The organism is Aliirhizobium sp. YIM B11859 (assembly GCF_057163345.1).
In genome coordinates this window covers 52,443-78,058 of record NZ_JBXHAY010000009.1, presented here as the reverse complement: position 1 = coordinate 78,058, position 25,616 = coordinate 52,443, and the positions used below count along the sequence as shown (strand labels likewise).

At 59.0% G+C, this 25,616-nt stretch carries 27 protein-coding genes and 1 tRNA gene; 21 read left to right on the top strand and 7 right to left on the bottom strand.

Features of this window, described 5'->3' with window-relative positions:
- Positions 1-54 precede the first annotated feature (54 nt).
- Entirely contained in the window at positions 55-918 is an 864-nt protein-coding gene (locus AC2GXZ_RS26900; protein ID WP_483762312.1) for an endonuclease/exonuclease/phosphatase family protein, read from the top strand.
- Positions 919-954: 36 nt separating this feature from the next.
- Here AC2GXZ_RS26900 and AC2GXZ_RS26895 read toward each other — a convergent pair whose 3' ends face one another.
- From AC2GXZ_RS26895 to rplU, 4 genes are all read right to left on the bottom strand, one after another.
- The gene (locus tag AC2GXZ_RS26895) at positions 955-1,542 is read right to left on the bottom strand and encodes a GNAT family N-acetyltransferase (protein WP_483762311.1); all 588 of its coding nucleotides are present in this window, start codon (positions 1,540-1,542) and stop codon (positions 955-957) included.
- Complete coding sequence (locus AC2GXZ_RS26890; RefSeq protein ID WP_483762310.1) at positions 1,539-2,186, bottom strand: GNAT family N-acetyltransferase; 648 nt, start codon at positions 2,184-2,186, stop codon at positions 1,539-1,541. The genes AC2GXZ_RS26895 and AC2GXZ_RS26890 overlap by 4 nt, the downstream gene beginning before the upstream one ends.
- Before the next feature lie 129 nt (positions 2,187-2,315).
- A complete protein-coding gene (gene rpmA / locus AC2GXZ_RS26885; protein ID WP_483762309.1) occupies positions 2,316-2,585 on the bottom strand; it encodes a 50S ribosomal protein L27 in 270 nt (89 codons plus the stop codon).
- Between the two features lie 29 nt (positions 2,586-2,614).
- Entirely contained in the window at positions 2,615-2,926 is a 312-nt protein-coding gene (rplU, locus tag AC2GXZ_RS26880; protein ID WP_093001792.1) for a 50S ribosomal protein L21, read from the bottom strand.
- Positions 2,927-3,242: 316 nt separating this feature from the next.
- On the opposite strand from rplU, the gene AC2GXZ_RS26875 reads away from it, so the two are divergent.
- From AC2GXZ_RS26875 to AC2GXZ_RS26865, 3 genes are all read left to right on the top strand, one after another.
- A tRNA-Ser gene (locus AC2GXZ_RS26875) sits at positions 3,243-3,332 on the top strand.
- Between the two features lie 167 nt (positions 3,333-3,499).
- Positions 3,500-4,168 (top strand): pseudouridine synthase, encoded by a 669-nt coding sequence (locus AC2GXZ_RS26870; protein ID WP_483762308.1) that lies wholly within the window; start codon positions 3,500-3,502, stop codon positions 4,166-4,168.
- Positions 4,169-4,177: 9 nt separating this feature from the next.
- Positions 4,178-4,819 (top strand): class I SAM-dependent methyltransferase, encoded by a 642-nt coding sequence (locus AC2GXZ_RS26865; protein WP_483762307.1) that lies wholly within the window; start codon positions 4,178-4,180, stop codon positions 4,817-4,819.
- 413 nt (positions 4,820-5,232) lie between these two features.
- On the opposite strand, the gene AC2GXZ_RS26860 is transcribed toward AC2GXZ_RS26865, so the two are convergent.
- Together AC2GXZ_RS26860 and AC2GXZ_RS26855 are read right to left on the bottom strand one after the other, a co-directional pair.
- Complete coding sequence (locus tag AC2GXZ_RS26860; RefSeq protein WP_483762410.1) at positions 5,233-6,147, bottom strand: proline iminopeptidase-family hydrolase; 915 nt, start codon at positions 6,145-6,147, stop codon at positions 5,233-5,235.
- Positions 6,148-6,200: 53 nt separating this feature from the next.
- On the bottom strand, positions 6,201-6,983 hold the full coding sequence (locus tag AC2GXZ_RS26855; RefSeq protein WP_483762306.1) for a LuxR family transcriptional regulator: 783 nt from the start codon (positions 6,981-6,983) through the stop codon (positions 6,201-6,203).
- A gap of 125 nt (positions 6,984-7,108) precedes the next feature.
- On the opposite strand from AC2GXZ_RS26855, the gene AC2GXZ_RS26850 reads away from it, so the two are divergent.
- The 17 genes from AC2GXZ_RS26850 (at position 7,109) to AC2GXZ_RS26770 (ending at position 24,881) form a co-directional block, all read left to right on the top strand.
- The gene (locus tag AC2GXZ_RS26850) at positions 7,109-7,999 is read left to right on the top strand and encodes a proline iminopeptidase-family hydrolase (protein WP_483762305.1); all 891 of its coding nucleotides are present in this window, start codon (positions 7,109-7,111) and stop codon (positions 7,997-7,999) included.
- 42 nt (positions 8,000-8,041) lie between these two features.
- On the top strand, positions 8,042-8,980 hold the full coding sequence (locus tag AC2GXZ_RS26845; RefSeq protein WP_483762304.1) for an ABC transporter permease: 939 nt from the start codon (positions 8,042-8,044) through the stop codon (positions 8,978-8,980).
- Positions 8,977-9,828 carry an ABC transporter permease gene (locus tag AC2GXZ_RS26840; protein WP_483762303.1) on the top strand — a complete coding sequence of 284 codons (852 nt, stop codon included), beginning with the start codon at positions 8,977-8,979 and terminating at the stop codon, positions 9,826-9,828. Before AC2GXZ_RS26845 ends, AC2GXZ_RS26840 begins: the two co-directional genes overlap by 4 nt.
- Positions 9,825-11,513: a dipeptide ABC transporter ATP-binding protein gene (locus AC2GXZ_RS26835; protein ID WP_483762302.1), complete on the top strand. Its 1,689-nt coding sequence runs from the start codon at positions 9,825-9,827 to the stop codon at positions 11,511-11,513. The genes AC2GXZ_RS26840 and AC2GXZ_RS26835 overlap by 4 nt, the downstream gene beginning before the upstream one ends.
- Before the next feature lie 19 nt (positions 11,514-11,532).
- A complete protein-coding gene (locus tag AC2GXZ_RS26830) occupies positions 11,533-13,047 on the top strand; it encodes an ABC transporter substrate-binding protein (RefSeq protein ID WP_483762301.1) in 1,515 nt (504 codons plus the stop codon).
- 394 nt (positions 13,048-13,441) lie between these two features.
- Entirely contained in the window at positions 13,442-14,125 is a 684-nt protein-coding gene (locus AC2GXZ_RS26825) for an amino acid ABC transporter permease (protein ID WP_483762300.1), read from the top strand.
- A gap of 10 nt (positions 14,126-14,135) precedes the next feature.
- Positions 14,136-14,789, top strand: coding sequence for an amino acid ABC transporter permease (locus AC2GXZ_RS26820; RefSeq protein ID WP_483762299.1), 654 nt, complete (start codon positions 14,136-14,138; stop codon positions 14,787-14,789).
- Positions 14,773-15,501, top strand: a complete 729-nt coding sequence (locus AC2GXZ_RS26815; protein ID WP_483762298.1) for an amino acid ABC transporter ATP-binding protein — start codon at positions 14,773-14,775, stop codon at positions 15,499-15,501. The genes AC2GXZ_RS26820 and AC2GXZ_RS26815 overlap by 17 nt, the downstream gene beginning before the upstream one ends.
- A gap of 60 nt (positions 15,502-15,561) precedes the next feature.
- Positions 15,562-16,389, top strand: a complete 828-nt coding sequence (locus AC2GXZ_RS26810; protein WP_483762297.1) for a transporter substrate-binding domain-containing protein — start codon at positions 15,562-15,564, stop codon at positions 16,387-16,389.
- Between the two features lie 66 nt (positions 16,390-16,455).
- Complete coding sequence (locus tag AC2GXZ_RS26805; RefSeq protein WP_483762296.1) at positions 16,456-17,274, top strand: SDR family oxidoreductase; 819 nt, start codon at positions 16,456-16,458, stop codon at positions 17,272-17,274.
- A complete protein-coding gene (locus AC2GXZ_RS26800; protein WP_483762295.1) occupies positions 17,268-18,050 on the top strand; it encodes a FadR/GntR family transcriptional regulator in 783 nt (260 codons plus the stop codon). The genes AC2GXZ_RS26805 and AC2GXZ_RS26800 overlap by 7 nt, the downstream gene beginning before the upstream one ends.
- Positions 18,047-18,727: an RraA family protein gene (locus AC2GXZ_RS26795; protein WP_483762294.1), complete on the top strand. Its 681-nt coding sequence runs from the start codon at positions 18,047-18,049 to the stop codon at positions 18,725-18,727. The genes AC2GXZ_RS26800 and AC2GXZ_RS26795 overlap by 4 nt, the downstream gene beginning before the upstream one ends.
- A 369-nt stretch (positions 18,728-19,096) precedes the next feature.
- Complete coding sequence (locus tag AC2GXZ_RS26790) at positions 19,097-19,558, top strand: (2Fe-2S)-binding protein (RefSeq protein WP_483762293.1); 462 nt, start codon at positions 19,097-19,099, stop codon at positions 19,556-19,558.
- On the top strand, positions 19,555-21,819 hold the full coding sequence (locus tag AC2GXZ_RS26785; protein ID WP_483762292.1) for a xanthine dehydrogenase family protein molybdopterin-binding subunit: 2,265 nt from the start codon (positions 19,555-19,557) through the stop codon (positions 21,817-21,819). Before AC2GXZ_RS26790 ends, AC2GXZ_RS26785 begins: the two co-directional genes overlap by 4 nt.
- A 126-nt stretch (positions 21,820-21,945) precedes the next feature.
- Positions 21,946-23,292 carry a c-type cytochrome gene (locus AC2GXZ_RS26780; RefSeq protein ID WP_483762291.1) on the top strand — a complete coding sequence of 449 codons (1,347 nt, stop codon included), beginning with the start codon at positions 21,946-21,948 and terminating at the stop codon, positions 23,290-23,292.
- A 258-nt stretch (positions 23,293-23,550) separates the two neighbouring features.
- A complete protein-coding gene (locus AC2GXZ_RS26775) occupies positions 23,551-24,471 on the top strand; it encodes an alpha/beta hydrolase (protein WP_483762290.1) in 921 nt (306 codons plus the stop codon).
- Positions 24,471-24,881, top strand: a complete 411-nt coding sequence (locus tag AC2GXZ_RS26770; RefSeq protein WP_483762289.1) for an ACT domain-containing protein — start codon at positions 24,471-24,473, stop codon at positions 24,879-24,881. Before AC2GXZ_RS26775 ends, AC2GXZ_RS26770 begins: the two co-directional genes overlap by 1 nt.
- On the opposite strand, the gene msrA is transcribed toward AC2GXZ_RS26770, so the two are convergent.
- Complete coding sequence (gene msrA / locus AC2GXZ_RS26765) at positions 24,878-25,576, bottom strand: peptide-methionine (S)-S-oxide reductase MsrA (RefSeq protein ID WP_483762288.1); 699 nt, start codon at positions 25,574-25,576, stop codon at positions 24,878-24,880. The two genes, AC2GXZ_RS26770 and msrA, sit on opposite strands and share 4 nt — an antisense overlap.
- Between the last annotated feature and the right edge of the window lie 40 nt (positions 25,577-25,616).

Genomic DNA, 25,616 nt, shown 5'->3' with positions numbered 1-25,616 from the left:
ACGCCTTCTGATGCGTTTCGATACCGTTCGTTGCCTTTGAGGTCAAAGATTATCATGAAGTTCGTCAGCTATAACGTTCAATACGGCATCGGCATGGACGGACACTTCGACCCGGAACGTATTGCTGAGACGATCCGGACGGCCGATGTGATCGCTCTCCAGGAAATCACCCGCGGATCTCCGAAGAATGGCGGCATCGATCTTGTCGGCCGCTTTGCCGATATGCTGCCTGATCACTTTCATGCCTATGGTGCGCCCTGCGATGTGCTGCTCAATACCGAGACCGTTAATGGCCGGCTGGTGGAACGGCGTTTTCAGTTCGGAAACATGATCCTGTCGCGGTTTCCGATCCTCTCCACCCGTCACTTTTTGCTGCCGCGAACGCGCAGTTTCGACAAGCTCAACCTGCAGCGCGGGGCGCTTGAAGTCCTGATCGATACGCCTTCTGGACCGATCAGGGTCTATTCCGTGCATCTCGACCACGTTTCTCCTGACGAGCGGATTGCGCAGATCGCCTATCTCAAGCAACGCGTTCTCAACTTCGCCGCGGAGGGCGGATCCCTCACCGCCGGCAGCGAGGACGGGTTGCCACAGCTTCCTCTGCCGGACGATTTTGTCGTCATGGGCGATTTCAACATGGTGCCGGGATCGGACGAATACATCGCTGCCGTCGGTCGGCCGGATCGCTATTATGGCCGGTCCCTTCGCGCAGATCAGTTCGTCGACGTTCTCGATCATCTCGGAAGCCTGTCGGTTGAAAGCTACAGCTGGGCGGAGCCGCCGGGCGAAGGAACGGTCAGAATGCATCTCGACTATTGTTTCATCAATGCCGGTCTGGTGCCGCGGCTCAAGTCCGCGTCAGTCGACAATACTGTGCTGGGCTCGGACCATTTTCCGGTTTGGGTTGAGATCGGATAACCATCCCCGGCGGGTGCCGGGGATGGTGGGTCGTATCTAGCGTGGCTGCGGCAGGATAAGGTCGCTGGCTTCGAGAATTGTCTCGATCTGCGGCACCATGCGGTTGCGTGAGATCGAGAAGATCTCACCTGCATTGGCAATCTGGAAGCCAAGCTTTCTCTGGATGTTGAGCGAAGCCAGATTGTCGGCAAAGGCTCCGGAACGAAGAACCGCCTCCGGCATCCGCCGGAAGAAGCGCTCCAGAACGGCACCGGCCGCCTCAGTCATGTAACCGCGGTCCCAGTAATACCGGTTCAGCCAGTAACCGAGATGCCAGCCGTTTCTGCGCAACTCCATGCCGACGGCGCCGATATGGACGTCGTCGCCGGTGGTGATGGCAAGGTTCCAGTCCGGAACGAGGCCGGACGTCTGGCGCACCAGCCAGTCAAGCGCGTCCTCCCGGTGATAGGGCTGGGGCACGCGGGCGAGCATGCGGGCCACCTTGAAATCGCCAAGCGAGACGGAGATCGCCTCCGCATCGGCCAAACGATGTGGCCGCAAGGTCAGCCGCTGAGAGCGGATGACCGGGCAGGGACCGGGCGAAAGCTGCCGTTCGGCGGCCCTGTCTACGACGGCGGCGTTCATCTCAGCTCTCCCCAGCTTCTCAAGGATATCCAGGTCTTCCGATCCAGCCGGAACCACTCGACCGGCACCATGGCGCCCTCCGCCAGGCAATCGATCATGCCGGCACCCTGAAACTGGAAGCCGCATTTCTGGATCACCCGCTTCGACGCAATGTTGGTAACCCGGCAACGCGCGTCGATCTGGTCGATTTCGCTTCTGGTGCGGAAGGCCATGTCGATCAGCGCGTGGGCGGCTTCGGTACCGTAAGCCTTGTTCCAATGGGGTTCGCCGAGCCAATAGCCGATCTCGAGCGTGCGCTCATCCTGCTGTGGTTCAAGTGCGCAGCAGCCCAGGAAGGCGCCGTCATTTCCTCGGGTAATGGCATAGACGCATTTGCCAATCTCGCCGGCATTCGTGCGTCGCACGAAATCGGCTGCGTCTTTCGCCGTGTAAGGATGCGGCATGCGCGACACCATGGTCGCGATGGCGGCATTGTTGGCGAGATGGGCAAGTGCGTCGATGTCTTCTTCGTGGGGAGCGCGGAGAACCAGTCTCGGCGACAATAAGACAGGGCACTCGCTTCTCGACCGGTCCTCGGACCGGTCCGGCCTCAGCCGTTCTTCCGGCGGCCGTGATTGGCTCGCCCTCAACAATTCGACTTGCATGGTTCAGTCTCCTTAAGGATCAAAAGAAAAAGGGGAGGTGGGTGGCGCCCCATCTCCCCTTTTCTTTGACTGAACCTTCAAACGTTCAACCGGGTCGATGAGACGCCGGTTGCATAACGCTTGCCGGCTTTATTCTGCGGCTTCCGCTTTCGGCATAACGGACACGTATACGCGGCCGTTAGCCTTCGTACGGTAATTCACGTTGCCGGCGGTGAGTGCAAAAATCGTGTGATCCTTGCCGAGGCCGACATTGGCGCCCGGATGCCACTGCGTACCGCGCTGGCGCAGGATAATGTTGCCCGGAATGACGACTTCGCCGCCGAACTTCTTCACGCCAAGGCGCTTGGATTCGGAATCACGACCGTTACGCGACGAACCGCCAGCTTTTTTATGTGCCATTGGATTTCTCCTTTACCTTCGAAACCTGATTAGCCGAGAATGTCGGTGATGCGGACAACCGTGTGATGCTGGCGATGGCCGCGAATTCGCTTCGAATTCTGGCGACGACGCTTCTTGAAGGAGAGAACCTTCTTGCCACGGTTATGCTCGACAACTTCGGCCTTTACGGTTGCACCCGAAACGAATGGGGCACCGATCTTGGCATCGGCGCCTACGCCGACGACCAGGACTTCGTTGAATTCTACAACTGCACCAGCTTCGGCTTCCAGCTTTTCGATGGTCAGCACGTCGTTGGCGGCCACGCGGTACTGCTTACCGCCGGTCTTGATGACTGCGAACATTTTATATCCTTTCATGTTCGTTCCGGCTCTCTTCCAAAAGGAATGGCCGTCTTTTTGTCAGTCGGTCTAGCAGGGGGTTAGAAGAGAGAAATCCCTTCAAAACGGATCTGCCGGTGAAATTGCGAGGAAACTCATGGTATCCCCCGCAATCGACAGGAGTGGACGATTTTCCACAACCTGAACGCAGGCGGGCTTACGCGAGCGACAAAAAACTGTCAAGGCGAAAGGATATGAAGACTTGCATTTCGCCCCTTGCCAGCCCGATTTTTCGCCGCTATGAGACAGCCCGCGCACAACTTGCGCCGACCAGCAAAGCGGAGAGGTGGCTGAGTGGTCGAAAGCACCGCACTCGAAATGCGGCATACGGGCAACCGTATCGTGGGTTCGAATCCCACCCTCTCCGCCATGCCGTTCCTTTGATTTCATTCAGGGTATTTTCGTCATTTGCTCTCGGACAGCGCTGATCGGCATAGCGAAGAAGTGAGCTCGCGAACTCCAGCTTTGTCCTTGCGAGCGGCAAGGTCTTGTCCTGCAATATCTTCCGCAGCGGTGGATTTGTGGTAGACGGTTATCATGGACGCGCTTTCAGATTCCACTCCGATTTATAATCCGCCGCTGGATCCTTATGTTTCACTCATTCACCGTGACACGGATTTTCTTGTCTTCGACAAACCCAGCGGTCTGCTTTCGGTGCCTGGGCGCCATCCCGCGCTCCAGGACAGTCTCCTGACGCGTGTGCAGAAAGATTTTCCGCAAGCATTGATCGTGCACCGGCTGGACAAGGATACATCCGGTGTCGTGCTGATGTCGCTCAACCGCAAGGCTCATGCCTTTGTCGCGGCGCAATTTGCTGCGCGCATCACCAGAAAAAGCTATGTCGCGGAAGTGTGGGGGCAGGTCCAGGGCAAGGAAGGAATGATCGATCTACCTTTGGCGATCGATCCGGCGAATAAACCTCGCCATCGCGTCGATCACGATCACGGCAAGCCTGCGCAAACTCGCTGGCAGGTCGTTGGTCATGGTCAGAACACGACGCGCATTCGGCTGTTTCCGCTGACTGGACGCACGCATCAGTTGCGCGTGCACATGAAAGCGATGGGGCATGTGATCCTGGGCGACGAATTCTATGCCGATGGTGATGCGCTGTCGGCCTCGAACCGTCTGCTTCTTCACGCCGAAGAATTGGGTTTCCGTCATCCTGACGGATCGGAGGTCACATTCATGGCCGCCACGCCTTTTTGAGGTTGGACAGTGACGCAGAAACTCGAAAAAACGCCCTTGATCGTTGATTTTGTCGGCGGGGCGGTGGGCCATCGCTTCCGCTCCGGCGAGGGGCGTAAACAAGACTTGGCGAAAGCCGTGGGGTTTTCGAACGGTGTGATTCCGGAGATCGTTGACGCAACGGCGGGCCTCGGTCGTGATGCTTTTTTCTTGGCATCTCTCGGAGCGCGCGTGACGCTGATCGAGCGCTCGGCAACAATGCATGCTCTCCTTGCGGAAGGCCTTGAGCGGGCTCACGCAAATGGGGGGCGCCATGCCGAAACGGTCGAGCGAATGACATTGATATTCGGCGAGTCCCGGGCGCTGCTTCCGGAAATGCGGCCGCAAGTCATCCTGATCGATCCGATGCACCCGCCGCGCGACAAAACGGCGCTGGTCAAAAAGGAGATGCGGTTGATCCGGGAGATCGTCGGCACCGACCCTGATTCCATCGAGCTCATGCAGGTGGCGCTGGAAGCCGCGCGAAGCCGGGTCGTGTTGAAATGGCCCTTGCGCGGAGAGCCTATGCCGGGCCTACGCAAACCGTCTCATCAGATCGCGGGTAAAAGCACCCGTTACGACGTTTTCGTCAAGGCGAAGATCGGCGAGATTGCCGCCTATGTCGACAGCTAATGTGTTCGCTCGCTGTCGGAGGTTACTTTGAGGCACTCTGACGCCACGCTACAGACCCAATCCGGTTCCGTAGAGAGAAAACAAGCCAGTTTTTCGCCGCCATGTGGCAACCCGTGCAACGCACCTGCGCCGACCAGCAAAGCGGAAGAGATGGTTGAGCGGTCGAAAGCACCATTGCTTCTTTGCGACACTGCCAAGCGTCGGCGCCGCCCCCTGCAACGCCTTTGTACAGGCGGTATCGGATGAAGAATAACCTCGCCGATACTGCCCAGTTTAGCGATCAGCCCCTGTCCCATGACAACGATCCGGAGCACGGGACACGGTTGAAGGCTGACTATGTGTTTTGGGGATTCAAAATGCACTATGCCGCCTATTGGCGCCGATGGTCGTAAGCCAAGTTCCTGCGGTCACGATCAATCCAGGTGCGACAGAAAGTCGGATACCGTCTTCATGCAAAGTGACTCTTCCTCGACATGCGGCATGTGGCTCGACTGTTCGAACAGCACCCATTCGCATGCCTTGACCATGTCGACATAAGGCTTGACCACCAGCGGCGTCGCCTCGTCGTATTTTCCGGATAGGAGCAGCGTCGGTGCCAGGATAAGATGCAGGCGGTCTTCGATCGTCCAGTCCTTCATCGTGCCGATGACGTGGAATTCGGTGGGACCGTTCATATTACGATAAACGGTGTTGTCCTCGTCCATGATGGCGAAGGTGCGGGCGACTTCCGGCGGCCAGGGTGTGACGCGGCAGACATGGCGATCATAAAACACACGCGAAGCTGCGATATATTCGGGATCCGAGATCGTGCCGGCCTTTTCGTGTTTCAGCAGCGTATCCTGCACATCCTGAGGTAATTCCCGGCGCAGTCGATTGGCTTCGGAAACCCAGGTATGCATGTTGGCTGGCGAGTTGGCGACGACGAGTGCCTTCAATCCCTGCGGTTGTCGTACCGCATGTTCGGCGCCCAGCATACCGCCCCAGGACTGGCCCAAAAACGCGTAGCGATCCTGTATGCCGAGGTGGTTCAGCAAGGCATCGAGTTCTTCGAGAAACAGGGCAGGGGTCCAGAAGTCCGGGCCTTTTTCGGGCAAGCGGGTCGAATTGCCGTTGCCGAGCTGGTCGTAATGGATGACCGCACGTCCGTCGATCTCCGTGATGCCCTTAAAGCTGTCGACATAGTCATGCGTGCATCCGGGGCCGCCATGGGCCACGATCAGCGGCAGCTTTGCGCTGTCGAGCGAGCCTGTGATGCGATACCAGGTTCGGTACTCGCGAAAGGGCAAGAAGGCTTCTTTCACAGCAATTGCAGGCACATGCGTCTCCATCTCGTGGCGGTCGATGGAAAAGCATAACGTGGCGACACGCGGCGCGGCAGCTATCACAAGTTATAGGATGGCCGGTCTTCGAGCAGCCGATAATGGGCGGCGCGGACAACCGCCTGGGTGCGGTTCTTGGCGCCGAGTTTCTTGGCCGCCGCATTGAGATGCATCACGACTGTGGGGACAGAGCGATCGATGATGCGGGAAATTTCCTTGGCGGAAAGTCCTTCGGCAGAATAACGCAGACACTCGCGCTCGCGCTCCGTCAGTCGCGTCGTACCGGAGCGAAACGTCTGGTCATCGAACAGTGAATAGGCTGCTTCGTGAAAGACGTGGGCCAGCAGGTTGAAATCGGCAATGTAGCGCAGTGCGTGGCGCTCAAACTGGTGATTTCCACCGAATCGCACGCCGGTGACCGTCGCGTAGTCGCCGCGGGGCATATGGACAGGAACGGTGACGCCGGTCGACATGTCTCTCTCGCTGAGATAACGCGCCACGGGTGCGGTGTCCTCGGTCATGAAGCGGCGGATCAGCGTGTCTGCTTCCGCATCGTAATTCCAGAAAAACGGCGCCGAGGTGCGCAACGCAACCTGTTGCACGGGGTCGATGCGGAAATAACCGCGATCGAACCAGTAATCACGCATGTCTTCGGATATGTTGCGCAGTTTCAGCAGCGACGGGATCATGATCCCGCCATCGAGATCGTAGGGTACCGGGGTGTAATCGTAGATCAGTGCTTCGAAGCCGATCGCCTTCATCGCCTCGAAAATCTGGTCGATACGACCGTCCAGCGTCCGATGCGCGGTAAACTGGCTTCTTATCGTGCCGATTTCGTCAATCATCGCGGGCTCCGGTGCCGGGCAAGCGCTGATCCTATCACTTCTTATAGCTGGCGCCCAAGAGCGTTTGCGGTAAAAATCGGCCGTGCTCAAATATTAAGCAAGCGATGTTTTCTCCGGGGTGGCCAATGTGGCGTGAAATCGAGCCCGATGCTCGGCACGAGATTGAAGTCGATGGCCATAAAGTGGTTGCCTACAGCTTTGGTGACGGCCCTGAGACCGTATTGTGCCTGAATGGCGGGCCGGGCCTGCCCTGCGACTATCTGCGTGAAGCCCATTCCTGCCTGATCGACAAAGGCTATCGTGTCGTCGCCTTCGATCAGCTCGGTACCGGTGCATCAGATCGTCCGACTGATCCGTCGCTCTGGACAATCGGCCGTTATGTCGAGGAAACGGAGACGGTCCGCAAGGCGCTCGGGCTCGGCAAGGTGCACATGCTCGGCCATTCGTGGGGCGGCTGGTTGGCGATCGACTACGCGCTTACCTACCCGGAAAATCTTCAGACGCTGATCCTTGAAGATACCGTTGCCGACATGCCGCATCTGATCTCGGAGCTGGAACGGCTGCGCGCGGCGCTTGGACCGGAAACAGTTTCGATGATGCAGAAGCATGAGGCGCAGGGCACTTACGACCATCCGGAATATCTCGCCGCTGTCACCATCCTCAATTATCGCCATGTCTGCCGCCTGCCGGAATGGCCAGCTCCGATCAACCGGTCTCTTGGTGACTGGAACATGGGACCTTACGGCACCATGCAGGGCCCGAACGAATTCCTCTATATCGGCAACCTGAAGGACTGGAACCGGATTGCCGACCTGCCGCGCATGACGGTGCCGACGCTGATCACCTGCGGCGAACATGATGAACTGACCCCGGCCTGCGCGCTCAAGATGAAACTCGCCATCCCGAATGCTGAGCTCAAGGTCTTTGCCAATGCGAGCCATATGCCCTTTTACGAAAACCCGGCGGACTATTATCCGGCGCTTTTCGATTTCCTGGCACGCAACAGGCCGAACTGATGCATAGACCGGTCAACGATCGTATCGGACGACGGAGGTGTCATGCATCGGTATAGGTTCGTTCTTCTGAGGCCGCTGCAGTTCCTGCCGGTCATTTTCGGGATCAGTATCATAACCTTCATTCTGGTACGGCTGATCCCCGGCGACCCGGCGCGCGTTTTGCTCGGCACACGCGCGACGCCGACGGCGATCGCCAATATCCGTGCGCAATTCGGTCTCGATGAGCCGATCTGGATGCAATATCTCTATTTCCTGCGAAATCTCGCCAATGGCGAGATGGGCAAATCGATCCTCTACAAGATCGACGTACTGAAGCTGATCGCAACACGTATCGAGCCGACGCTCGCGCTCGTTGTCTGCAGCCTGCTGCTGTCGATCGCCATCGCCGTGCCGATGGCGTCGATTGCCGCGCGCAATGCGGGCCGTGCGCCGGATCATGCGGTTCGTATCCTCTCCACTTTCGGCATCGGTTTCCCGCCTTTCTGGCTCGGCCTGATGCTGATCATCCTTTTCAGCGTCAAACTCGACCTCCTGCCCGTGTCGGGTTACGGCGCCACATTCGGCGACAAGCTCTCCCATCTGATCCTGCCGAGCCTCACGATCGCACTGTCGCTGTCGACGGTGCTGATACGCAGCCTGCGCGCGGCGATGATCGAGGGACTGAAATCGGATGTGGCCACGGCGGCGCGGGCCCGCGGCATGCCCGAACGCATCGTTTTCTGGCGGCATGTCCTGCCGAATTCGCTGGTGCCGACGATCAATCTCCTGGCCGTCAACACCGGTTGGCTGATCGGCGGTACGGTGGTGATCGAAAGTGTCTTTGCTCTGCCCGGCATGGGGCAATTGCTGGTGCGGGCAATCTTCTCGCGCGACTACATGGTGGTGCAGGGCGTCGCGATGGTGTTTGCCTGCGCAACAGTGCTCGTCAGTTTTCTTGCCGATATCGCCACCGTCGCGGCCGATCCGAGGATAAAGCTGTGAGCGCTGGTGCCATTTCCCTTTCTCCGTCCGGCTGGAGGATTTTTCTGGGCAGGCGGGCGATGCTTACAGCCGGCGCGTCGATCATGCTGTTCTTCATCCTGATCGCCGTGTTTGCGCCTCTGATCGCGCCTTACGATCCGATCCTGCAGGACAGCAGTGCGCGGCTGCAGGCGCCGTCTCTTCCGCATCCTTTCGGCACCGACAATTTCGGTCGCGATATTCTCTCCCGCATCATCTGGGGTGCACGCATCGACCTGCAGATCGCGTTCATCGGCGTCGCCTTTCCATTTGTCATCGGCACGATTGTCGGCACAGTTGCAGGCTTTTTCGGCGGCATCGTCGATGCGGTCTTCATGCGGATCGTCGATATTATCATCGCCTTCCCCTTTCTGGTTTTGATGCTGTCAATCATCACCATTCTGGGGCCGGGGCTTTCCAGCTTCTACATCGCCATGGCGCTGGTCGGCTGGGTCTCCTATGCAAGGCTGATCCGGGCGCAGATCCTTGTCTTGAAAAATAACGACTACGCAGTCGCCGCCGTCAGCCTGGGTTTTGGCCGGATAAGGATCATGTTCCGCCATCTACTCCCCAATGCCATCGCCGGATCGATCGTCTTTTCGATGTCGGATGCGGTCCTGGTCCTGCTTTCGGGCGCGGCCGTGAGTTATCTGGGGTTGGGCGTTCAGCCGCCCGTCGCCGAATGGGGTGTTATGGTCGCGGAAGGCCAGAGCTTCATCACCACAGCGTGGTGGATCACACTGTTTCCCGGCTTCTCGATCGTCTGCCTCGCTTTCGGCTTCAGCATTCTGGGCGATGCACTCGGCGAACTGCTGGGAGTGCATGAATGAGTGCTCCAGTTCTTTCTGTCCGTGACCTGACCGTCAAAGCCCATCTCGACGGGGAAACGCGTGTCCTGCTGGATTGCGTAAGCCTGGATCTTGCGAAAGGTGAAATCCTCGGTCTGGTCGGCGAAAGCGGTTCCGGCAAGAGCCTGTTCTGCCGCTCGCTCGTACGGCTGCTGCCATCTTCGCGGCTGAAGATCGAGGGCGGCGCTGTTCTTCTCGAAAGCAGAGATCTGACCGCCCTTAGCGATGCCGAGATGCTCAAGGTGCGTGGCGGCGAGATCGGCATGATCTTCCAGAACCCGTCGAGCCATCTGGACCCGGTCATGCGGATCGGTGACCAGATTGCCGAGGGTATCCGGTATCATCAGGGCCTCGACGACAAATCGGCTCGTCAGGCCGCGACCGAGATCCTGTCGCAGGTCGGTTTCCCCGATCCGATCCGGCAGTATGACAGCTATCCGCACGAATTTTCCGGCGGCATGCGCCAACGTGCGATGATTGCCGTGGCACTTTCCTGCGATCCGAAGATCCTGATTGCCGATGAGCCGACGACGGCGCTCGACGTGACGATCCAGGCGCAAATCCTGGCTTTGCTGATGCAGCTTCGCGACAAACGCGGCCTGTCAATCATCCTGATCACCCATGACCTCGGCATCGTGGCACAGACCTGCGATCGCATCGCGGTCATGCGCGGTGGCAAACTACTTGAACAGGGGCTGAAGCGGCAGATCCTGTCTCGGCCGTGCGATCCCTACACGATCAAGCTCATCCACAGCCATCCATCAATGTCTGACGCCGAGCCCGTGGTGGCCGCCACTGCAGCGTCGGCAAGGCCGGTCCTGGAAATCGACGACCTGCATGTGCGTTTTCCTGTCGGGGGAAGCCTGTTCAGGGGGAGTGCGGCCAAAACGATATCGGCCGTCTCCGGCGTCAGCCTGCAAATCATGCCTGGCGAGACGGTCGGAATCGTCGGCGAATCCGGCAGCGGCAAGAGCACGCTCGCCCGCGCCGTGCTCGGCCTCACGCCGATATCGTCCGGCCACATCAGCTTTGAAGGTTCCGATCTTGCCCTGCAGAGACAGGCGAGCCTGGCAAAGCTGAGGCGCGAGGCGGCGATGGTTTTCCAGGACCCGTTCAATGCGCTCAATCCGCGAATGACCATCGGGCAGACGATTGGCGAGGTGCTGGCGGTGCAGGGTAAGGTCGCCAAGGCAGATATTCCGCAGCGTATTGCCGAGTTGCTCGATCTTGTCGGGCTGGAACGCGAGTTTGCCAGCCGGAAACCGCGCTCGATGAGCGGCGGGCAATGCCAGCGCGCCGGCATTGCCCGTGCGCTGGCCGTCGATCCGAAGCTGATCATTGCCGACGAATGTGTTGCGGCACTCGATGTCACTATTCAGGCGCAAATCATCGATCTTTTTCGCGAACTGACGGCGCGGATGAACCTCACGCTGCTGTTCATCGCCCATGATCTGGCGATCGTCCGCAATCTTTGTGCCCGCACCATCGTCATGTATCGCGGCGAAGTGGTTGAGGACGGGCCGTCCGAACAGGTCTTCTCGCGGCCCAGTCATCCATACACGGCGTCACTTATCGCGGCGATCCCGGATATCGATCCGGGCAAGTCGTTGTTCGACGGTGCCCGCAACACCCCTCAGAACATCCCATCCATCAAGAGCATGCCATAACAAAGAAGGGAACGACATCATGAACAGGAAGTGGAAATCGATCGGGTTTGCGGCATTTGCCGCGGCCCTCAGCCTCAGTGCCAGCTTTGCCGAAGCCGCCGGTGTTCTGACCATCGGCCGCCGCGAGGATTCGACTACGTTCGACCCGATCAAATCGGCACAGAATGTCGACAACTGGGTCTTCTCGAACGTCTTCGACGTCCTTATCCGTGTCGACAAGACCGGTACCAAGCTGGAGCCGGGCCTTGCCGAGAGCTGGACAGTTTCGGACGACGGGCTGACCTACACATTCAAGATTCGTGATGCAAAATTCTCCGACGGCTCGCCTATCACCGCCGAAGACGCCGCCTTCAGCCTGTTGCGCATCCGCGACAACGAAGGTTCGCTCTGGAGCGACAGCTACAAGATCGTCGAGACGGCAGAGGCGACGGACCCGAAGACGCTGACCGTAAAGCTGAAAACGCCGTCCGCACCGTTCCTGTCGACACTTGCGCTGCCGAACGTCTCGGTCCTGTCGAAGAAGGCAGTCGAAGCCGGAGAGGACGCTTTTGCCGAGCTGCCGACGGCATCGTCGGGCGCCTTCACGGTCAAGGAGTGGCGTCGGGGTGATCGCGTCATTCTCGAAAAGAACCCCAATTTCTGGCAGGCGGACCGGGTGAAGCTCGATGGCGTCGAGTGGATCTCGGTGCCCGACGACAATACCCGCATGCTGAACGTGCAGGCAGGGCAGTTGGACACCGCCATCTTCGTACCTTTCTCCCGCGTCGAAGAACTGAAAAAAGATGCCAATCTCAATGTCCTGATCGACACATCGACCCGCGAGGACCATCTGTTGATCAACCACGAGCATGGTCCGCTTGCCAAAAAGGAAGTGCGCCAGGCACTCGATATGGCGATCGACAAAAAAGCGATCGTCGATACCGTGACCTTTGGCATCGGCACGGTCGCGAATTCCTACATCCCGAAGGGCTCGCTCTACCATTATGATGCCAACTACCAATACCCCTACGATCCGGCAAAGGCGAAGGCCATGCTGGCGGATGCCGGCGCGTCGGACCTGTCACTGAATTACGTGGTAAATGCCGGTAACGAAGTGGATGAGCAGATCGCCGTCCTGCTGCAGCAGCAGCTTGCCAAGGCGGGCATCACCGTCAACCTGCAGAAGGTCGATCCGAGCCAGAGCTGGAACATGCTGATCGACGGCAGCTATGATATTTCGGTCATGTACTGGACCAACGACATCCTTGATCCCGACCAGAAGACGACCTTCGTACTCGGCCACGACACCAATATGAACTACATGACCCGTTACAAGAGCGACAAGGTGAAGGACCTGGTGGCTGCTGCCCGCCTGGAGCTCGATCCGAAGAAGCGGGAAGCGATGTATGTCGAGATCCAGAAAACCGCCAAGGACGATGTCCACTGGGTCGATCTCTATTACAGCCCCTACATCAACGTCGCCCGCAAGAACGTCGAGAACTTCCATCAAAACCCGCTCGGTCGCTTCTTCCTCGAAGACACCGTGAAGAACTAAAAACAGAGGCCAGGTGCGAAAGCGCCTGGCCTCAAGACGCCCATCGTAGCGTCGTCTGCGTCGCAGATATAACGCAAGGCTTGGCTGCATCGCGGCCAACGGCGTTGGTTACAAAATGATTTCTCATTAAATTTCAGTCGTATGGTGACGGAGGATGGCTGATGGCCAATATCTGTCGCTGCTACTCTTGACATATGTCATATGTCAAGAGTAGCTTCCAATTGCGGTGTTGATCTTGAGGAGGATCGGAGCCGCGCTCTGGGAGGAGACTACCTGTGAATGCTACTTATGCTGAGCTCGCCAAGCGCGGGCGGGCTGATGCGCGCCCTGTCGTTATTTCTTGCTGCGCGCTATCGAACGCTGGCTGCCTGTCCGTTCTTTGGGCATGCGGCTCATGAATTATCAATTCAGCTTTGACTTCCTGAGGGAATATTGGCCGCTTCTTTTGAGCGGCACCCTGGCAACGATCCAGATGTCGGTTGTCGTGACCGTGGTCGGCTTCATTCTCGGCACGCTGTGCGCCATCGCCAGCTCAAGCCGCTACAAGATCCTGCGGATCATTGTTGCCATCTATGTGGAAGCAATCCGCAACACGCCGCTGCTGGTTCAGCTGTTTCTCGTTTATTTCGGCTTGTCGTCGCTTGGCCTGAAGTTCTCGGCGCAGACATCGGCGCTGATCGGCCTGACGATCAATGTGGGGGCCTATTCGAGTGAAATCATTCGCGCCGGCCTGCAGGCAATCCATCCGAGCCAACTTGAGGCGGCCGATGCGCTGGGCTTGTCGCGTCTGCAGATGCTGGCAGGGATCATGCTGCCTCCGGCTCTCGAAAAGGTTTACCCCGCTCTGGTCAGCCAATATGTCCTGCTGATGTTGGCGACCAGCGTCGCCTCGCAGATTTCGGCCGAGGAATTGACCGGTGCGGCTGCGCGCATCCAGTCGATCACGTTCAGATCCTTCGAGGTCTATATCGTCATCCTGGTGATCTATCTCGCCCTCTCCTTCCTCATGCGTGGCCTGTTCGGCGCATTGGGGCTCCTGCTGTTTCCGCGCAAGCGGCGGCTTGGCACAAACCTTTAGGGAGCGCGTGATGTTTCTGAGCTTCTCATGGGTTCATATCCAGGTCCTGCTGATCGGCCTTTCATGGACGATCGTGTTGTCGCTGATCAGCTTCGTTTTCGGCGGGATGCTCGCGTTTGCCGTGGCTCTTGGCGGGATCTCCAAAAATGGAAAAGTCCGGTCTCTGGCAACCGGCTACATAGCGCTGGTGCAGGGCACGCCGGTGCTGATCCTGATGTTTCTGATCTATTTCGGCCTGCCCGTATTCGGCATCGAGGTTTCCTCGCTGTTTGCAGCCAGCGTGGCGATGATCGTCTTCTCCAGCGCATTTCTCGGCGCCATCTGGCGCGGCAGTCTGCTGTCGGTCTCCAAGACCCAGTGGGAAGCTGCCGATTGCCTGGCGCTGACCGGCTGGCAAAGGCTGTTTCTCGTCATCCTGCCGCAAGCCGTGAAGATCGCCACGCCACCGACCGTCGGTTTCATGGTCCAGATCGTCAAGAACACGTCGCTTGCCTCGATCATCGGCATGGCCGAGGTCACCTATATCGGCAAGCAGATCAACGCATCGACCTTCCAGCCGTTCACCACCTATCTCGTCATCGCGATTTTCTACTTCGCCATTTGCTACCCACTGTCGGCGCTGAGCCGCAGGTTCGAGAGGATTTACAGTGTCAGCCATCGTTAAATTTGAGGGCGTCCACAAGAGCTACGGTGCATTGCAGGTACTCAAGGGGATCGATCTCGATATCGAAAAAGGCCAGGTGGTGGCTCTGATCGGCCGAAGCGGATCCGGGAAAAGCACGGCTCTGCGCTGCATAGACCGGCTCGAGATCATCCAGGAAGGCGACATATGGGTCTGCGGCCATCGGGTCAGCGATCCCAAGCTCGACCTCAGGGCCTTGCGGCAGGATGTCGGCATCGTCTTCCAGAGCTACAATCTGTTTCCGCACCTGACCGTGGAACAGAACATCACGCTTGCACCACGCTGGGTGAAGAAGGTCGACAAGGCCGAGGCCCGCGAATTGGCCAAGGACGTATTGCGGCAGGTCGGGCTTGCCGAAAAGATCGATGCCTATCCAGAACAGCTTTCGGGTGGCCAGCAGCAGCGTGTCGCGATCGCCAGATCGCTGGCGATGAAGCCGAAAGTGATGCTGTTCGACGAGGTGACGTCGGCACTTGATCCGGAACTGACCGGGGAGGTGCTCAAGGTCATCGAGGATCTCGCTCGCAACGGCATGACGATGCTGCTCGTCACCCACGAAATGGCTTTCGCCGAGCGCGTCGCAAACATGATCGTATTCATGCACCAAGGGCAGGTCTGGGAAAAGGGCGGGCCAACGATCCTGACCGCACCGCAGACGGCCGAACTCAAGAATTTCGTCGGTTCGCATCACTGACCGAGAAAGGCGGCGCTGGTGGAGGACCTGCGCCGATCAACATTCACCGGAGGAGACATCATGCCTGTAATGAAGACATCCAGAGGATTGCGAACGCTTGCACTCGGCCTTGGCCTTGTCGCGCTTTTCGCCCAGTCCGCCCTTTCCGACCAGCTCGACACCATTCGCCAGCGCGGCAAGCTTCAGGTCGCGATCGATCTCGGCAACCCACCCTATGCGATGATGGATGCGTCCTTCCAGCCGACCGGATCGGAGGTTGAGACTGCCAAGCTTCTGGCCGAGGATATGGGCGTCAAGGTCGAGTTCCTGACCGTTCCGACATCCGCTCGTATCCCGTTCCTGGTATCGGGCAAGGCTGATGTTGCGGTATCGACATTGTCGATCACCAAGGAGCGCCTGCAGGTCGTCGATTTCAGCATTCCCTATGCCGATACCAGCATCGTGGTCGCCGGGCCGAAGGCGCAGAAGATCGCGTCTTACGCGGATCTGGCGAACATGCAGGTGGCCGTTACCCGCGGCACTGTCAACGATACCAACCTGACCGAAGCGACGGCCAAGGTTCCGGGTGTGCAGATCGTTCGCTTCGAGGACGATCCGACCTCCAGCGCCGCCGTGACCAGCAATCAGATGTCCATCTATGCGACCTCGCGTCCGCTGCTGAACGCCCTGATTAAGTCCAATCCGAAGCTCGATATCGAGGAAAAATTTGTTGCCCGATCCTACCCGCTCGGCGTTGCCATCCGCAAGGGCGAGCCTGGCCTGACCAAGTGGATCAACGAATGGATCAAGACCAATCTCGATAACGGAAAGCTGCTCGATATCTATCAGAAGTACCACAATGTCCGGCTGGACCCGAAGCGTCTGGCGGAAATTGACCTTCCCCGTTGATCATGAGGCGGAGGGGGACTGCCCCTCCGCCATCACTGCAAGCGTCCCATTTTCAGGAACATCAGAATGACCAATCTATTCAATGTCGAGGGCAGGATTGCAGTCGTGACCGGCGGCCTCGGCCAGCTCGGCACGCAATTCAGCAAGTCGCTTGCGGAGGCCGGCGCCAAGGTGGCGATCTTCAGCCGGCGTGCGGTTGGAGCCGACGTTCTCGAGGAAAAGTTTCCGGGGCTGACGGAGAATATCCGCGTCTATGTGGCGAGCGTGACCGACAAGGAGGCGCTTGAGGAGGCGACCGGCCAACTCATCGCGGATTGGGGCGTGCCTCATATCCTGGTAAACAATGCCGGCATCGATTCCAAGCCGTCAGGTTCCGCCGACCAGAATAGTCCGTTTGAGGTCTATCCCAAAAAATACTGGGATGAGATTATCGACACCAATCTGACCGGTGTCATGCTTTGCTGCCAGGTCATCGGGTCTAAGATGGCCGAGGCCGGGCGCGGCAGCATCATCAATGTCGGTTCGATCTACGGGATCGTTTCGCCGAACCAGGCGCTTTATGCCTATCGCGAGGCGCGTGATGGCGAGCCCTTCATCAAGGCGGTCTCCTATGCTGCTTCAAAGTCCGGGCTCGTCAATCTGACGCGGTATCTGGGCACCTACTGGGCCAAGAAGAAGGTCCGCGTGAACCTCATCTCCTTCGGCGGCGTCAAGACGGCCAATTTCGACAAGGAGTTCATCGATGCTTTCCTCGAACGTGTGCCGATGGATCGCCAGGCGGAAATCGATGAGTACAACGGCGTCATCCAGTTTCTCGCCTCTGATGCCTCGTCTTATATGACCGGTTCAAACGTCGTAGTTGATGGAGGCTTTACCGCATGGTGACAGACGGCCCGGCAGATAGCATGCACGGTACAAGGCGCGGCAGTTCCGATAGGGGAAAACTGCACGTCTCCGTTGTCGAAGCGTTCGAAGCGCAGATCCTTTCGGGGACGCTCAAGATCGGCGACCGCCTGCCTGCCGAGGCCGAAATTGCACGTCTCTATAGCGTCAGTACCCGATCGGTGCGGGAAGCCTTGCAGATCCTCGAGACCAAGGGGCTGGTTCGTCGCAAACATGGGGAACGGGCACTGGTTGTCCGTGACGATGTCGGCGAATTCCTCGGTTCGCTGGCCGCAACGGTCAAGCAGCTGTTCGCCAACAATTCCGACTACCTCGTCCAGCTGATGGATGTTCGACGTATCATCGAGACGGAGGTGGTGACGCGGTTGAGCTCGGAAGACCTGCCGATAGCAGCCGAAGTCGGAGAAGCCCTATCCAACATGCGTGCTGCAGCGGATGCCAAGGATATCGTCCGTTTCACCGATAGCGATGCGGCCTTCCATCTCGGTCTCGTCCGCTCGGTCGGCAACGAGATCCTCAACGTGGTCTACGACAACCTGTTCTCGATCATCATCGACGTCATCCGCGTCACCAGCCGTGTTCCCAACAAGTCTCTCGATGACGGTTATGCCGAACACGAGGAAATCCACCGGCTGATCATGGCCAGGCAGCCCGACGCCGCCCGTGCCGCGATCCGCAAACAGATCGACCATAGCGCCAGCTACCTGAAGGTTGCGCTGGACAACGCCAATCTCAAGAACAAGGGTAAAACAAGATGAGCAAATTCGATTATTCCGATACCGACTGGGCGGCCATCGAACGCCTGTCCAAGTGGTATTCGGGTGACGTGCATGACAGCCTCGAGCAACTGGGGGGCTGGGGCTATCTAGAAGGCATCTCGCTGCAGGGCAAGCTTGGCGCCGGCGAAGTCGTCTGCGGGCCGGCTGTGACGGTACAGTTCGAGCCGAGCGAACGGAAAAACCAGCCACAGGACGTCTATCACAATGCGATCGACAATGTCCCGAAAGGCGGCATCCTCGTTGTCGATGCATCCTGCGCGCAGGGGTCCTGCTCTGGAGAGTTGATGAGCACCGGGGCAAAAACGAAAGGTGCTGCAGCAACCATCGTCAGCGGGACCGTTCGTGACATCGCGCAGGTCCGATCGCTGGGCTACCCGTTGTTCGGCCGCTCGCTGTCGCCGGTTTCGGTTTCCGGCAAGATGGAGCCCAAGCACTCGCAGATCGAAATCCAGATCGGCAAGGTCAAGATCGCGCCGGGCGACATCATCTTTGCCGATATCGATGGCGTGGTGGTCATCCCGAAAGGCATGCTGACCGCCGTCGCAGACCAGGCCGACAAGCTTGGCGCCAACGAGGCCTCGGCCCGCGATCGCATTCTTGGCGGTGAAAAACTGCAGTCCGTCTGGCCGGTGGAATCGAGCTACGCGAAGGGCTGAAGTTGGTTTTATTCTTGATCGGCCCGATCTGCAAAGGTCGGGCCGATTCTGTTTTTCAGGCAGGCTCCTGACCTGACAATCACATTTCATGATATTGTGAAGCGCCCTTCCAAGGACGCATGATTTTTTCGCCTCGACCCGCGGAGAAGTCGTGGGCAGGACCTCGGTAACAGAGACCGATTTTCGAGTGGTCGCCGACATCCTACAGCAACGCATTCATGAAGCTCATTCATAACGGTTATCGAGCTGCACGCTCTAAACATATCTGCAAGGTGGGAGCATAATGTGCGGTCACGCGTTGCTAGCTCCAGCTAGCAGCCGGTCAAGCAAGCCTGTCGGTGACGGTGCAGCCAATACAAGGAGCTAATCATGCAACTTCGTATCAACAACGCGGTTCACGAGGTCGACGCCGATCCGGATACGCCTCTTTTGTGGGTCATCCGCGATGAGCTTGGTATGACCGGCACCAAATACGGATGCGGGTTGGCGCAATGCGGCGCCTGTTCGGTGCTGGTCGATGGCGAAATCGTCCGCTCATGTGTCACGCCGGTTCAAAGTGTCGCCGATCGCTCGGTCACGACAATCGAAGCGATCGAGGCCGATCCGGTCGGCGAAAAGGTCGTTGCCGCCTGGGTGAAGCATCAGGTGCCTCAATGCGGTTACTGTCAGTCCGGCCAGGTGATGGCCGCAACCGCCCTCCTCAAGCAGACCGCCGCTCCAACCGAAGACGATATCGCAGCGGCGATGGTCAATCTCTGTCGATGCGGAACGTACAACGCCATCAAGGCCGCCGTGAACGACGTAGCGGGCCTCAAGGAGGCGTCGCTATGAACGAGATCTTTCGCAAGGACACGCCCGTAAGCGAATTTCCGAACGGTGAACCGGTCAATATTTCGCGCCGGGGTTTCCTGCTTGCATCGGCAGGAGCCGCTGCCGGCGCTCTGGTCATCGGCTTCGGCATGCCGATCCGCACTGCCCGCGCGCAGGAAGCCGCTACCATTGTGCCCGGCACACGCGTTCCGGCATTTCTCGAAATCCGTCCGGATAATACCGTGCGGCTGATGACCCCGTTCATCGAAGGCGGGCAGGGTGTCATGACCGCGATGGCCCAGATTGTCGGCGAGGAGCTGGACATGGATCCGGCGTCTTTCACCGTCGATCACGCGCCGACCGGTCCCGACTATCTCGTCGTCTTCGGCAAGATGCGCATCACCGGCGGTTCGATGTCGGTGCGTACCAGCTATGACACGATGCGCCATCTCGGTGCGTCGGCGCGCCTGATGATCCTGCAGGCATCCGCCGGCAGGCTCGGTGTTCCGGTGGCAGAACTGACGACCGAGCCCGGTAAGGTCATGCATGCGGCGTCCGGCCGTTCGCTCACCTATGGCGAGGTCGCAACCGATGCGCTCGACCTGCCGATCCCGGCTGCCGGCAGCGTGACGTTGCGTGACCCGGCCCAGTTCCGCTGGATCGGTAAGCCGGTCAAGCGGCTCGACATGCTCGACAAGTCCACGGGACGCGCCGTCTACGGGATCGACGCCAAGGTCGACGGCATGCTGCATGCCGCAGTCCAGCACGCGCCGCGGCTTGGAATGACGGTCGGGACCGTCCGCAACGAGGATGCGGTCAAGGCGATGAAGGGTGTCCATTCCGTGCATCACCTTCCCGGTGCCGTCGCGGTGGTCGCCGAACGCTGGTGGAATGCAAAGCGGGCGGTCGAGTCGCTGCAGGTCGACTGGCAGGAAGCCAATGGCACGCCGATCATGGAAGGCGCCAGGAACATGCCGGCCGACTTCTCGACGGCGGCATTTGCACAGCGTCTCGCCAATGAGCCCGGTGCTGGCAAGGATGCCGAAACGGAAGGGGACGCGGCGGGAGCGATCACCTCTGCCAAGACGGTCGTGTCTGCAACCTATCACAGCCAGTATCTCCACCATGCCCAGCTGGAGCCGCCATCAGCACTTGCGCGGTTCAACGACGACGGAAGTCTCGATCTGTGGGCGCCCAATCAGGCGCCGGAGATGTTTCAGGCCGACATTGCCAAGCGTACGGGCCTCGATCTCTCGAAGATCAACGTTCACAGCCCTCTGCTGGGCGGATTTTTCGGCCGCCATTTCCTCTATGCGACGGCAAATCCCTATCCGCAGGCCATCCAGCTCGCCAAGGAGACGGGTCGCCCGATCAAGCTGATCTGGAGCCGCGAGGAAGAGTTCCTGCGTGACCCGATGCGGCCGATGGCAGCGGTTCGCTTCAAGGGGGCACTGGACGAAAACGGCATGCCGGTGGCGATTGAAGCGATCAGCATTTGCGAAGGCCCGACCGAGGGCATTTCCGGCCATAATCCTGATAAGATGGACGAAACGGCGGTCGAAGGGCTGACCGGCAAGGCCTATGCGATCCCCAACAAGCGGATCGCCCAGCTTTATGTCGAGAACCCGACAATGCTTGCCTATTGGCGGTCGGTCGGCAATTCGATGAACGACTTTCTCTATGAGAGTTTTCTGGATGAACTGGCCGACAAGGGTGGCAAGGATCCTTACGAACTGCGTCTCCAGCTTCTGAAGGATAACCCTCGTCTGACCACGCTCCTGAAGGCGGTCGGGGAGCTTTCGGGCGGCTGGAAGCGGGGCCCGTTCACGGCAGCGGACGGTACCCGCCGTGCCCGCGGCGTCGGCATGGCGTCTCCGTTCGGCAGCCACACAGCTGCGATCGCTGAAGTCTCGATCCAGTCGGGAGAGGTCGTCGTCCACGATGTGTGGGAGGCGATCGATCCGGGCAGCATCGTCAATCCTGCGATCATCGAGGCGCAGATCCATTCCGCAGTAGCACTTGGAGTCTCCCAGGTTCTGCTGGAAGAGGCGGTCTATGAAAAGGGACAGCCGCTGGCCCGCAACTATGATCTCTACCCCATTCTGCCGCCCAGCCGGATGCCGCGTGTACATACGCGGATCGTCGAAAGCGGAGAAAAGATGGGTGGGATCGGCGAGCCTGGTCTTCCGGCGGTTCCCCCGGCTGTTGCGAATGCGGTCTCGACCCTGACGGGCCAGCGCATTCGCAGCATGCCGCTCTCCAACTACACATTCGCAAGCTAAGCGCAGCGCAGGCTCCGGACGACACCCGTCCGGAGCCTGCGGAGGCGCGTCGAGCAGCTGCAACGCCCGCAAGATGCGCCGGCGGTGCAGTTCGCATAGAAGCCCCCTATAGAGGATGGATTATCCTTGAAGAGATTCTTTCTCATTCTTCTCACCGTCGTTGTCGTGGCCGCCGGCGGATTGGCATGGTTTGTCAATCACAAGCCCTCGTCTCCTTTCGAGGGAAGCAGCGCGTCGGCCCCTGCATCACCCGATCTTCTGGCCAGAGGCGAAATGGTCGCCCGCCAGGCTGATTGTGTCGCCTGTCATAGTCTTCCGGACGGCAAGCCGTTTGCCGGCGGGTTGGAAATGGGTACGCCACTCGGCTCGATCTTTGCCACCAATATCAGCCCCGACAAGCAGAATGGCATCGGCAATTACAGCCTTGCCGATTTCGACCGCGCCGTCCGTCACGGCGTGACCCCGGATGGACGGCGGCTTTACCCGGCCATGCCTTATCCGTCCTATGTGAAGATCTCCGATGACGATATCGAGGCTCTCTATGCCTTCTTCATGGAGGACGTCCAGCCGGTTGCCCAGCCAAACAAGCCAAGCGGTATCGAGTGGCCGCTAAACATGCGCTGGCCGCTGGCATTCTGGAATGCCGTCTTTGTTCCCTCCGGCACATACCAGCAGAAGCCGGAGCATGATGCCGAGTGGAACCGAGGTGCCTATCTGGTTCAGGCTGCCGGCCATTGTGGCGCCTGCCACACGCCGCGCAGCATCACGATGAACGAAAAAGGGCTGGACGAGGCGAGCACGGCATTCCTGTCCGGCGCGCTTCTCGATGGCTGGTATGCACCAAGCCTGCTGCAGGACCATAATACGGGTCTTGGACGGTGGAGCGAAGACGAGATCTTCGAATTCCTGAAGAACGGTCGCAATCAGCATGCCGTCGTCTTCGGCTCGATGACCGAGGCCTATAACAACTCGCTGCAGTTCATGGCAGATGAAGATCTTCGCGCGATCGGCCATTATCTGAAGTCTCTGCCGGGCGATGCATCGCGCGATGGCAGCCCCTGGACCTATGTCGAGGCGTCTTCTGCTCCCGGCTCCAGTGCAGCACGCGGAACGCCTGGTGCCCAGACCTATGCGGCACGCTGCAGCTTCTGCCACGGACCGGATGGTCGCGGCCAGAACCAGTGGATCTCTCCGCTGGCGGGTGCCGCATCCTCGCTGATCGAGCACACGGATTCGCAAATCAACGTGACGCTTAATGGTTCGGGCCGTGTGGTGACCAACGGCGTTCCAGATGCGTATCGCATGCCGCCTTTCCGCGAGCAGCTTTCTGACCGAGAGATCGCCGATGTCCTGACCTATGTGCGTTCCAACTGGGGCAATCATGGTGGCCCGGTGAAACCGGAAGACGTCAAGGCGATGCGTCAGCATACCGATCCGGCCAGCAGCAACCCGATCGTGCTGCAGATGCGCTAGCCTGAAGGCTTTTCAAGGTATGTCCATCCGGAGTGGATCAACGAGCGAGGTTCCAGCGGCCTTGTCTCCAGCATCACCCCGGATGGATTTTGCGCGTCACGACTGTCGTTTCAGGGAATGGATTTGCAGCGTGTTCTTCTCGTGAAATGGAGATGACGTGCTGGCCGTTCGCCTTTGCCTATTTTAGTCTGGTCCTTAGTATGTGGTCGGATATCATCCGACCCACACTTTTCCTCGATCGACACCTGGTGACTGTCCATGGATGCCAAAGCACCACCTTTTCCAATGCCGGAAGAAGCCGGCATTCTAGGATTCCTCGAGATCTGCGCAGGGTTCTACCCAGCCGATGCGGTCGATGCATCCATCGTCCAGCAGCGAGACTGGTATGATGCGCTCTGCGCCCGGTTCGATCGGCCTTTGCCTGACGGGATGACATTTCATGATGAACTGTTGTCCGTTCCCATTCGTCGCTACCGGCCGGCATCGATCAAGACCGATACGATCCTGCTTTATCTTCATGGCGGCGGTTTTGTCGTCGGCTCGCTCGACAGCCACCATGCGATCTGCGCGGAAATCTCCTATTTCGCCGGTGCAGAGCTTGTTTCCGTCGATTACCGGCTGGCGCCTGAACATGTCTGGCCGGTCCAGACGGATGATTGTTTCGGCGTGCTGACGCGGCTTCTCGGTGAGGCAAGAGCGGTTGTCGTGATCGGCGATAGTGCCGGCGGCAATCTGGCGGCGGGGCTGGCATTGCGGGCCCGCGACGAAGGGCTTTCGGGGCTCGTCGGGCAGGTGCTGATCTATCCGGCACTCGGCGGCGATCTGGTGTCCGGCAGCTATATCGAGATGTCCAATGCGCCGGGGCTGACGACCGCCGATGTCGCCTATTACCGGGCGGTTCTGAAGGCACCCGAGGATGAGCCGGTTGCCCATCCCTTGTCAGCAAGCGATCTGTCGGGACTGCCGCCGACTTACATCACCGTCGCGCGCTTCGACCCGCTGAGGGACGATGGCAGGCTTTATGCGGAGAGGCTGAAGGCAGCCGGAGTGGCGACAGTTTTCCGCAACGAGCCGCAGATGGTGCATGCGTGGCTGCGCGCTCGCCATATGAGCAAGGGCGCCGGAGACGCGTTCGAGGCGCTCTGCGACGCGATCCGTGACATGGCGAAGATGGCCTGATGGGCGGGCTTACCGATCTATCGGCAATGCTTGCCGGTCTCGAGCCGGTTCTGGCCGAAGGCGAGTTCGTCTATGCGACCGTCCCGGCAGGCAGAATCTCGGACTATCTCGAACTCAATCCGCTCGGCATGTTCTTCGAGCGGGAGGGGCTGACCCTCATTCTTGCCGCTTCAGCGGCGGCTGAGGCAGGGCTTGCGGCAAGCACTCCGCTGCGCTGTATAACGATGATGGTGCATTCCTCGCTGGAGGCTGTCGGCCTGACGGCTGCGCTGGCAAATGCCCTTACCGAACAAGGGATCAGCGCCAATGTCGTGGCCGGTTACTACCACGACCACATATTCGTTCCGACCGCTGATGCGGAGCGAGCAGTTCTGGCCTTGAAATCCCTCTCCAAAGCGGGAGCGCCTTAGATCTTCGCTTTCGAGACCAATACAGGATTTGCCCGGAAGGCCGCGGGGAACACGGCTTTCAGATTATCGATCTTCGGCATGTCGTTATAAACGATATAGGGGTGATCGGGGTTGAGCGTCAGAAAATCCTGGTGATATTTCTCGGCCGGATAAAAGCCTTCCAGCTTTGATACCTTGGTCACGATCGCGGCGTGAAAGAGCTTGGTCTCGTCCAGCTGGGCTATATAGGCCGTGGCAACCTTTTCCTGCTCGGCATTGGCCGTGAAGATCGCTGATCGATATTGCGTGCCCTGATCGGGTCCCTGGAAATTCAGCTCTGTCGGATTGTGGGCAACGGAGAAGAAGATCCGCAGCAGCATTCCGTAGCTGACTTCGTTCGGATCAAACGTCACCTCCACAGATTCCGCATGTCCCGTTTCGCCCAGGCTGACGGTTTCGTAATTGGCGGTTTCCCTTGCGCCGCCGGAATAGCCCGAAACGGCGTTCCGGACCCCTTTTACGTGCTGGAAGACGCCTTGGACACCCCAGAAGCAGCCGCCGGCAAAGACGGCCGTTTCGCTTGGACCCCGTGCTGCTTCGTCCACTGCCGGCGCCGGAATAACGACGGCGCTTTCCGCGGCGAGTACGGTTGCCGGCAAGGCAAGCAGCAACAAGGCTAATACCGATCCCAGATTTCGACGTGCAAATGATCTCATTACAACTCCTCCGGTTGTTGTCACTGTGTTCCGCGCCGGC

Bases quoted from the DNA above. Each gene is read 5' to 3' on its own strand.
- AC2GXZ_RS26900 (WP_483762312.1), top strand. From the start codon at position 55: ATGAAGTTCGTCAGCTATAACGTTCAATACGGCATCGGCATGGACGGA.
- AC2GXZ_RS26895 (WP_483762311.1), bottom strand. From the start codon at position 1,542: ATGAACGCCGCCGTCGTAGACAGGGCCGCCGAACGGCAGCTTTCGCCC.
- AC2GXZ_RS26890 (WP_483762310.1), bottom strand. From the start codon at position 2,186: ATGCAAGTCGAATTGTTGAGGGCGAGCCAATCACGGCCGCCGGAAGAA.
- rpmA (WP_483762309.1), bottom strand. From the start codon at position 2,585: ATGGCACATAAAAAAGCTGGCGGTTCGTCGCGTAACGGTCGTGATTCC.
- rplU (WP_093001792.1), bottom strand. From the start codon at position 2,926: ATGTTCGCAGTCATCAAGACCGGCGGTAAGCAGTACCGCGTGGCCGCC.
- AC2GXZ_RS26870 (WP_483762308.1), top strand. From the start codon at position 3,500: ATGGACGCGCTTTCAGATTCCACTCCGATTTATAATCCGCCGCTGGAT.
- AC2GXZ_RS26860 (WP_483762410.1), bottom strand. From the start codon at position 6,147: ATGGAGACGCATGTGCCTGCAATTGCTGTGAAAGAAGCCTTCTTGCCC.
- AC2GXZ_RS26855 (WP_483762306.1), bottom strand. From the start codon at position 6,983: ATGATTGACGAAATCGGCACGATAAGAAGCCAGTTTACCGCGCATCGG.
- AC2GXZ_RS26850 (WP_483762305.1), top strand. From the start codon at position 7,109: ATGTGGCGTGAAATCGAGCCCGATGCTCGGCACGAGATTGAAGTCGAT.
- AC2GXZ_RS26845 (WP_483762304.1), top strand. From the start codon at position 8,042: ATGCATCGGTATAGGTTCGTTCTTCTGAGGCCGCTGCAGTTCCTGCCG.
- AC2GXZ_RS26835 (WP_483762302.1), top strand. From the start codon at position 9,825: ATGAGTGCTCCAGTTCTTTCTGTCCGTGACCTGACCGTCAAAGCCCAT.
- AC2GXZ_RS26830 (WP_483762301.1), top strand. From the start codon at position 11,533: ATGAACAGGAAGTGGAAATCGATCGGGTTTGCGGCATTTGCCGCGGCC.
- AC2GXZ_RS26825 (WP_483762300.1), top strand. From the start codon at position 13,442: ATGAATTATCAATTCAGCTTTGACTTCCTGAGGGAATATTGGCCGCTT.
- AC2GXZ_RS26820 (WP_483762299.1), top strand. From the start codon at position 14,136: ATGTTTCTGAGCTTCTCATGGGTTCATATCCAGGTCCTGCTGATCGGC.
- AC2GXZ_RS26810 (WP_483762297.1), top strand. From the start codon at position 15,562: ATGCCTGTAATGAAGACATCCAGAGGATTGCGAACGCTTGCACTCGGC.
- AC2GXZ_RS26805 (WP_483762296.1), top strand. From the start codon at position 16,456: ATGACCAATCTATTCAATGTCGAGGGCAGGATTGCAGTCGTGACCGGC.
- AC2GXZ_RS26800 (WP_483762295.1), top strand. From the start codon at position 17,268: ATGGTGACAGACGGCCCGGCAGATAGCATGCACGGTACAAGGCGCGGC.
- AC2GXZ_RS26795 (WP_483762294.1), top strand. From the start codon at position 18,047: ATGAGCAAATTCGATTATTCCGATACCGACTGGGCGGCCATCGAACGC.
- AC2GXZ_RS26790 (WP_483762293.1), top strand. From the start codon at position 19,097: ATGCAACTTCGTATCAACAACGCGGTTCACGAGGTCGACGCCGATCCG.
- AC2GXZ_RS26785 (WP_483762292.1), top strand. From the start codon at position 19,555: ATGAACGAGATCTTTCGCAAGGACACGCCCGTAAGCGAATTTCCGAAC.
- AC2GXZ_RS26775 (WP_483762290.1), top strand. From the start codon at position 23,551: ATGGATGCCAAAGCACCACCTTTTCCAATGCCGGAAGAAGCCGGCATT.
- AC2GXZ_RS26770 (WP_483762289.1), top strand. From the start codon at position 24,471: ATGGGCGGGCTTACCGATCTATCGGCAATGCTTGCCGGTCTCGAGCCG.
- msrA (WP_483762288.1), bottom strand. From the start codon at position 25,576: ATGAGATCATTTGCACGTCGAAATCTGGGATCGGTATTAGCCTTGTTG.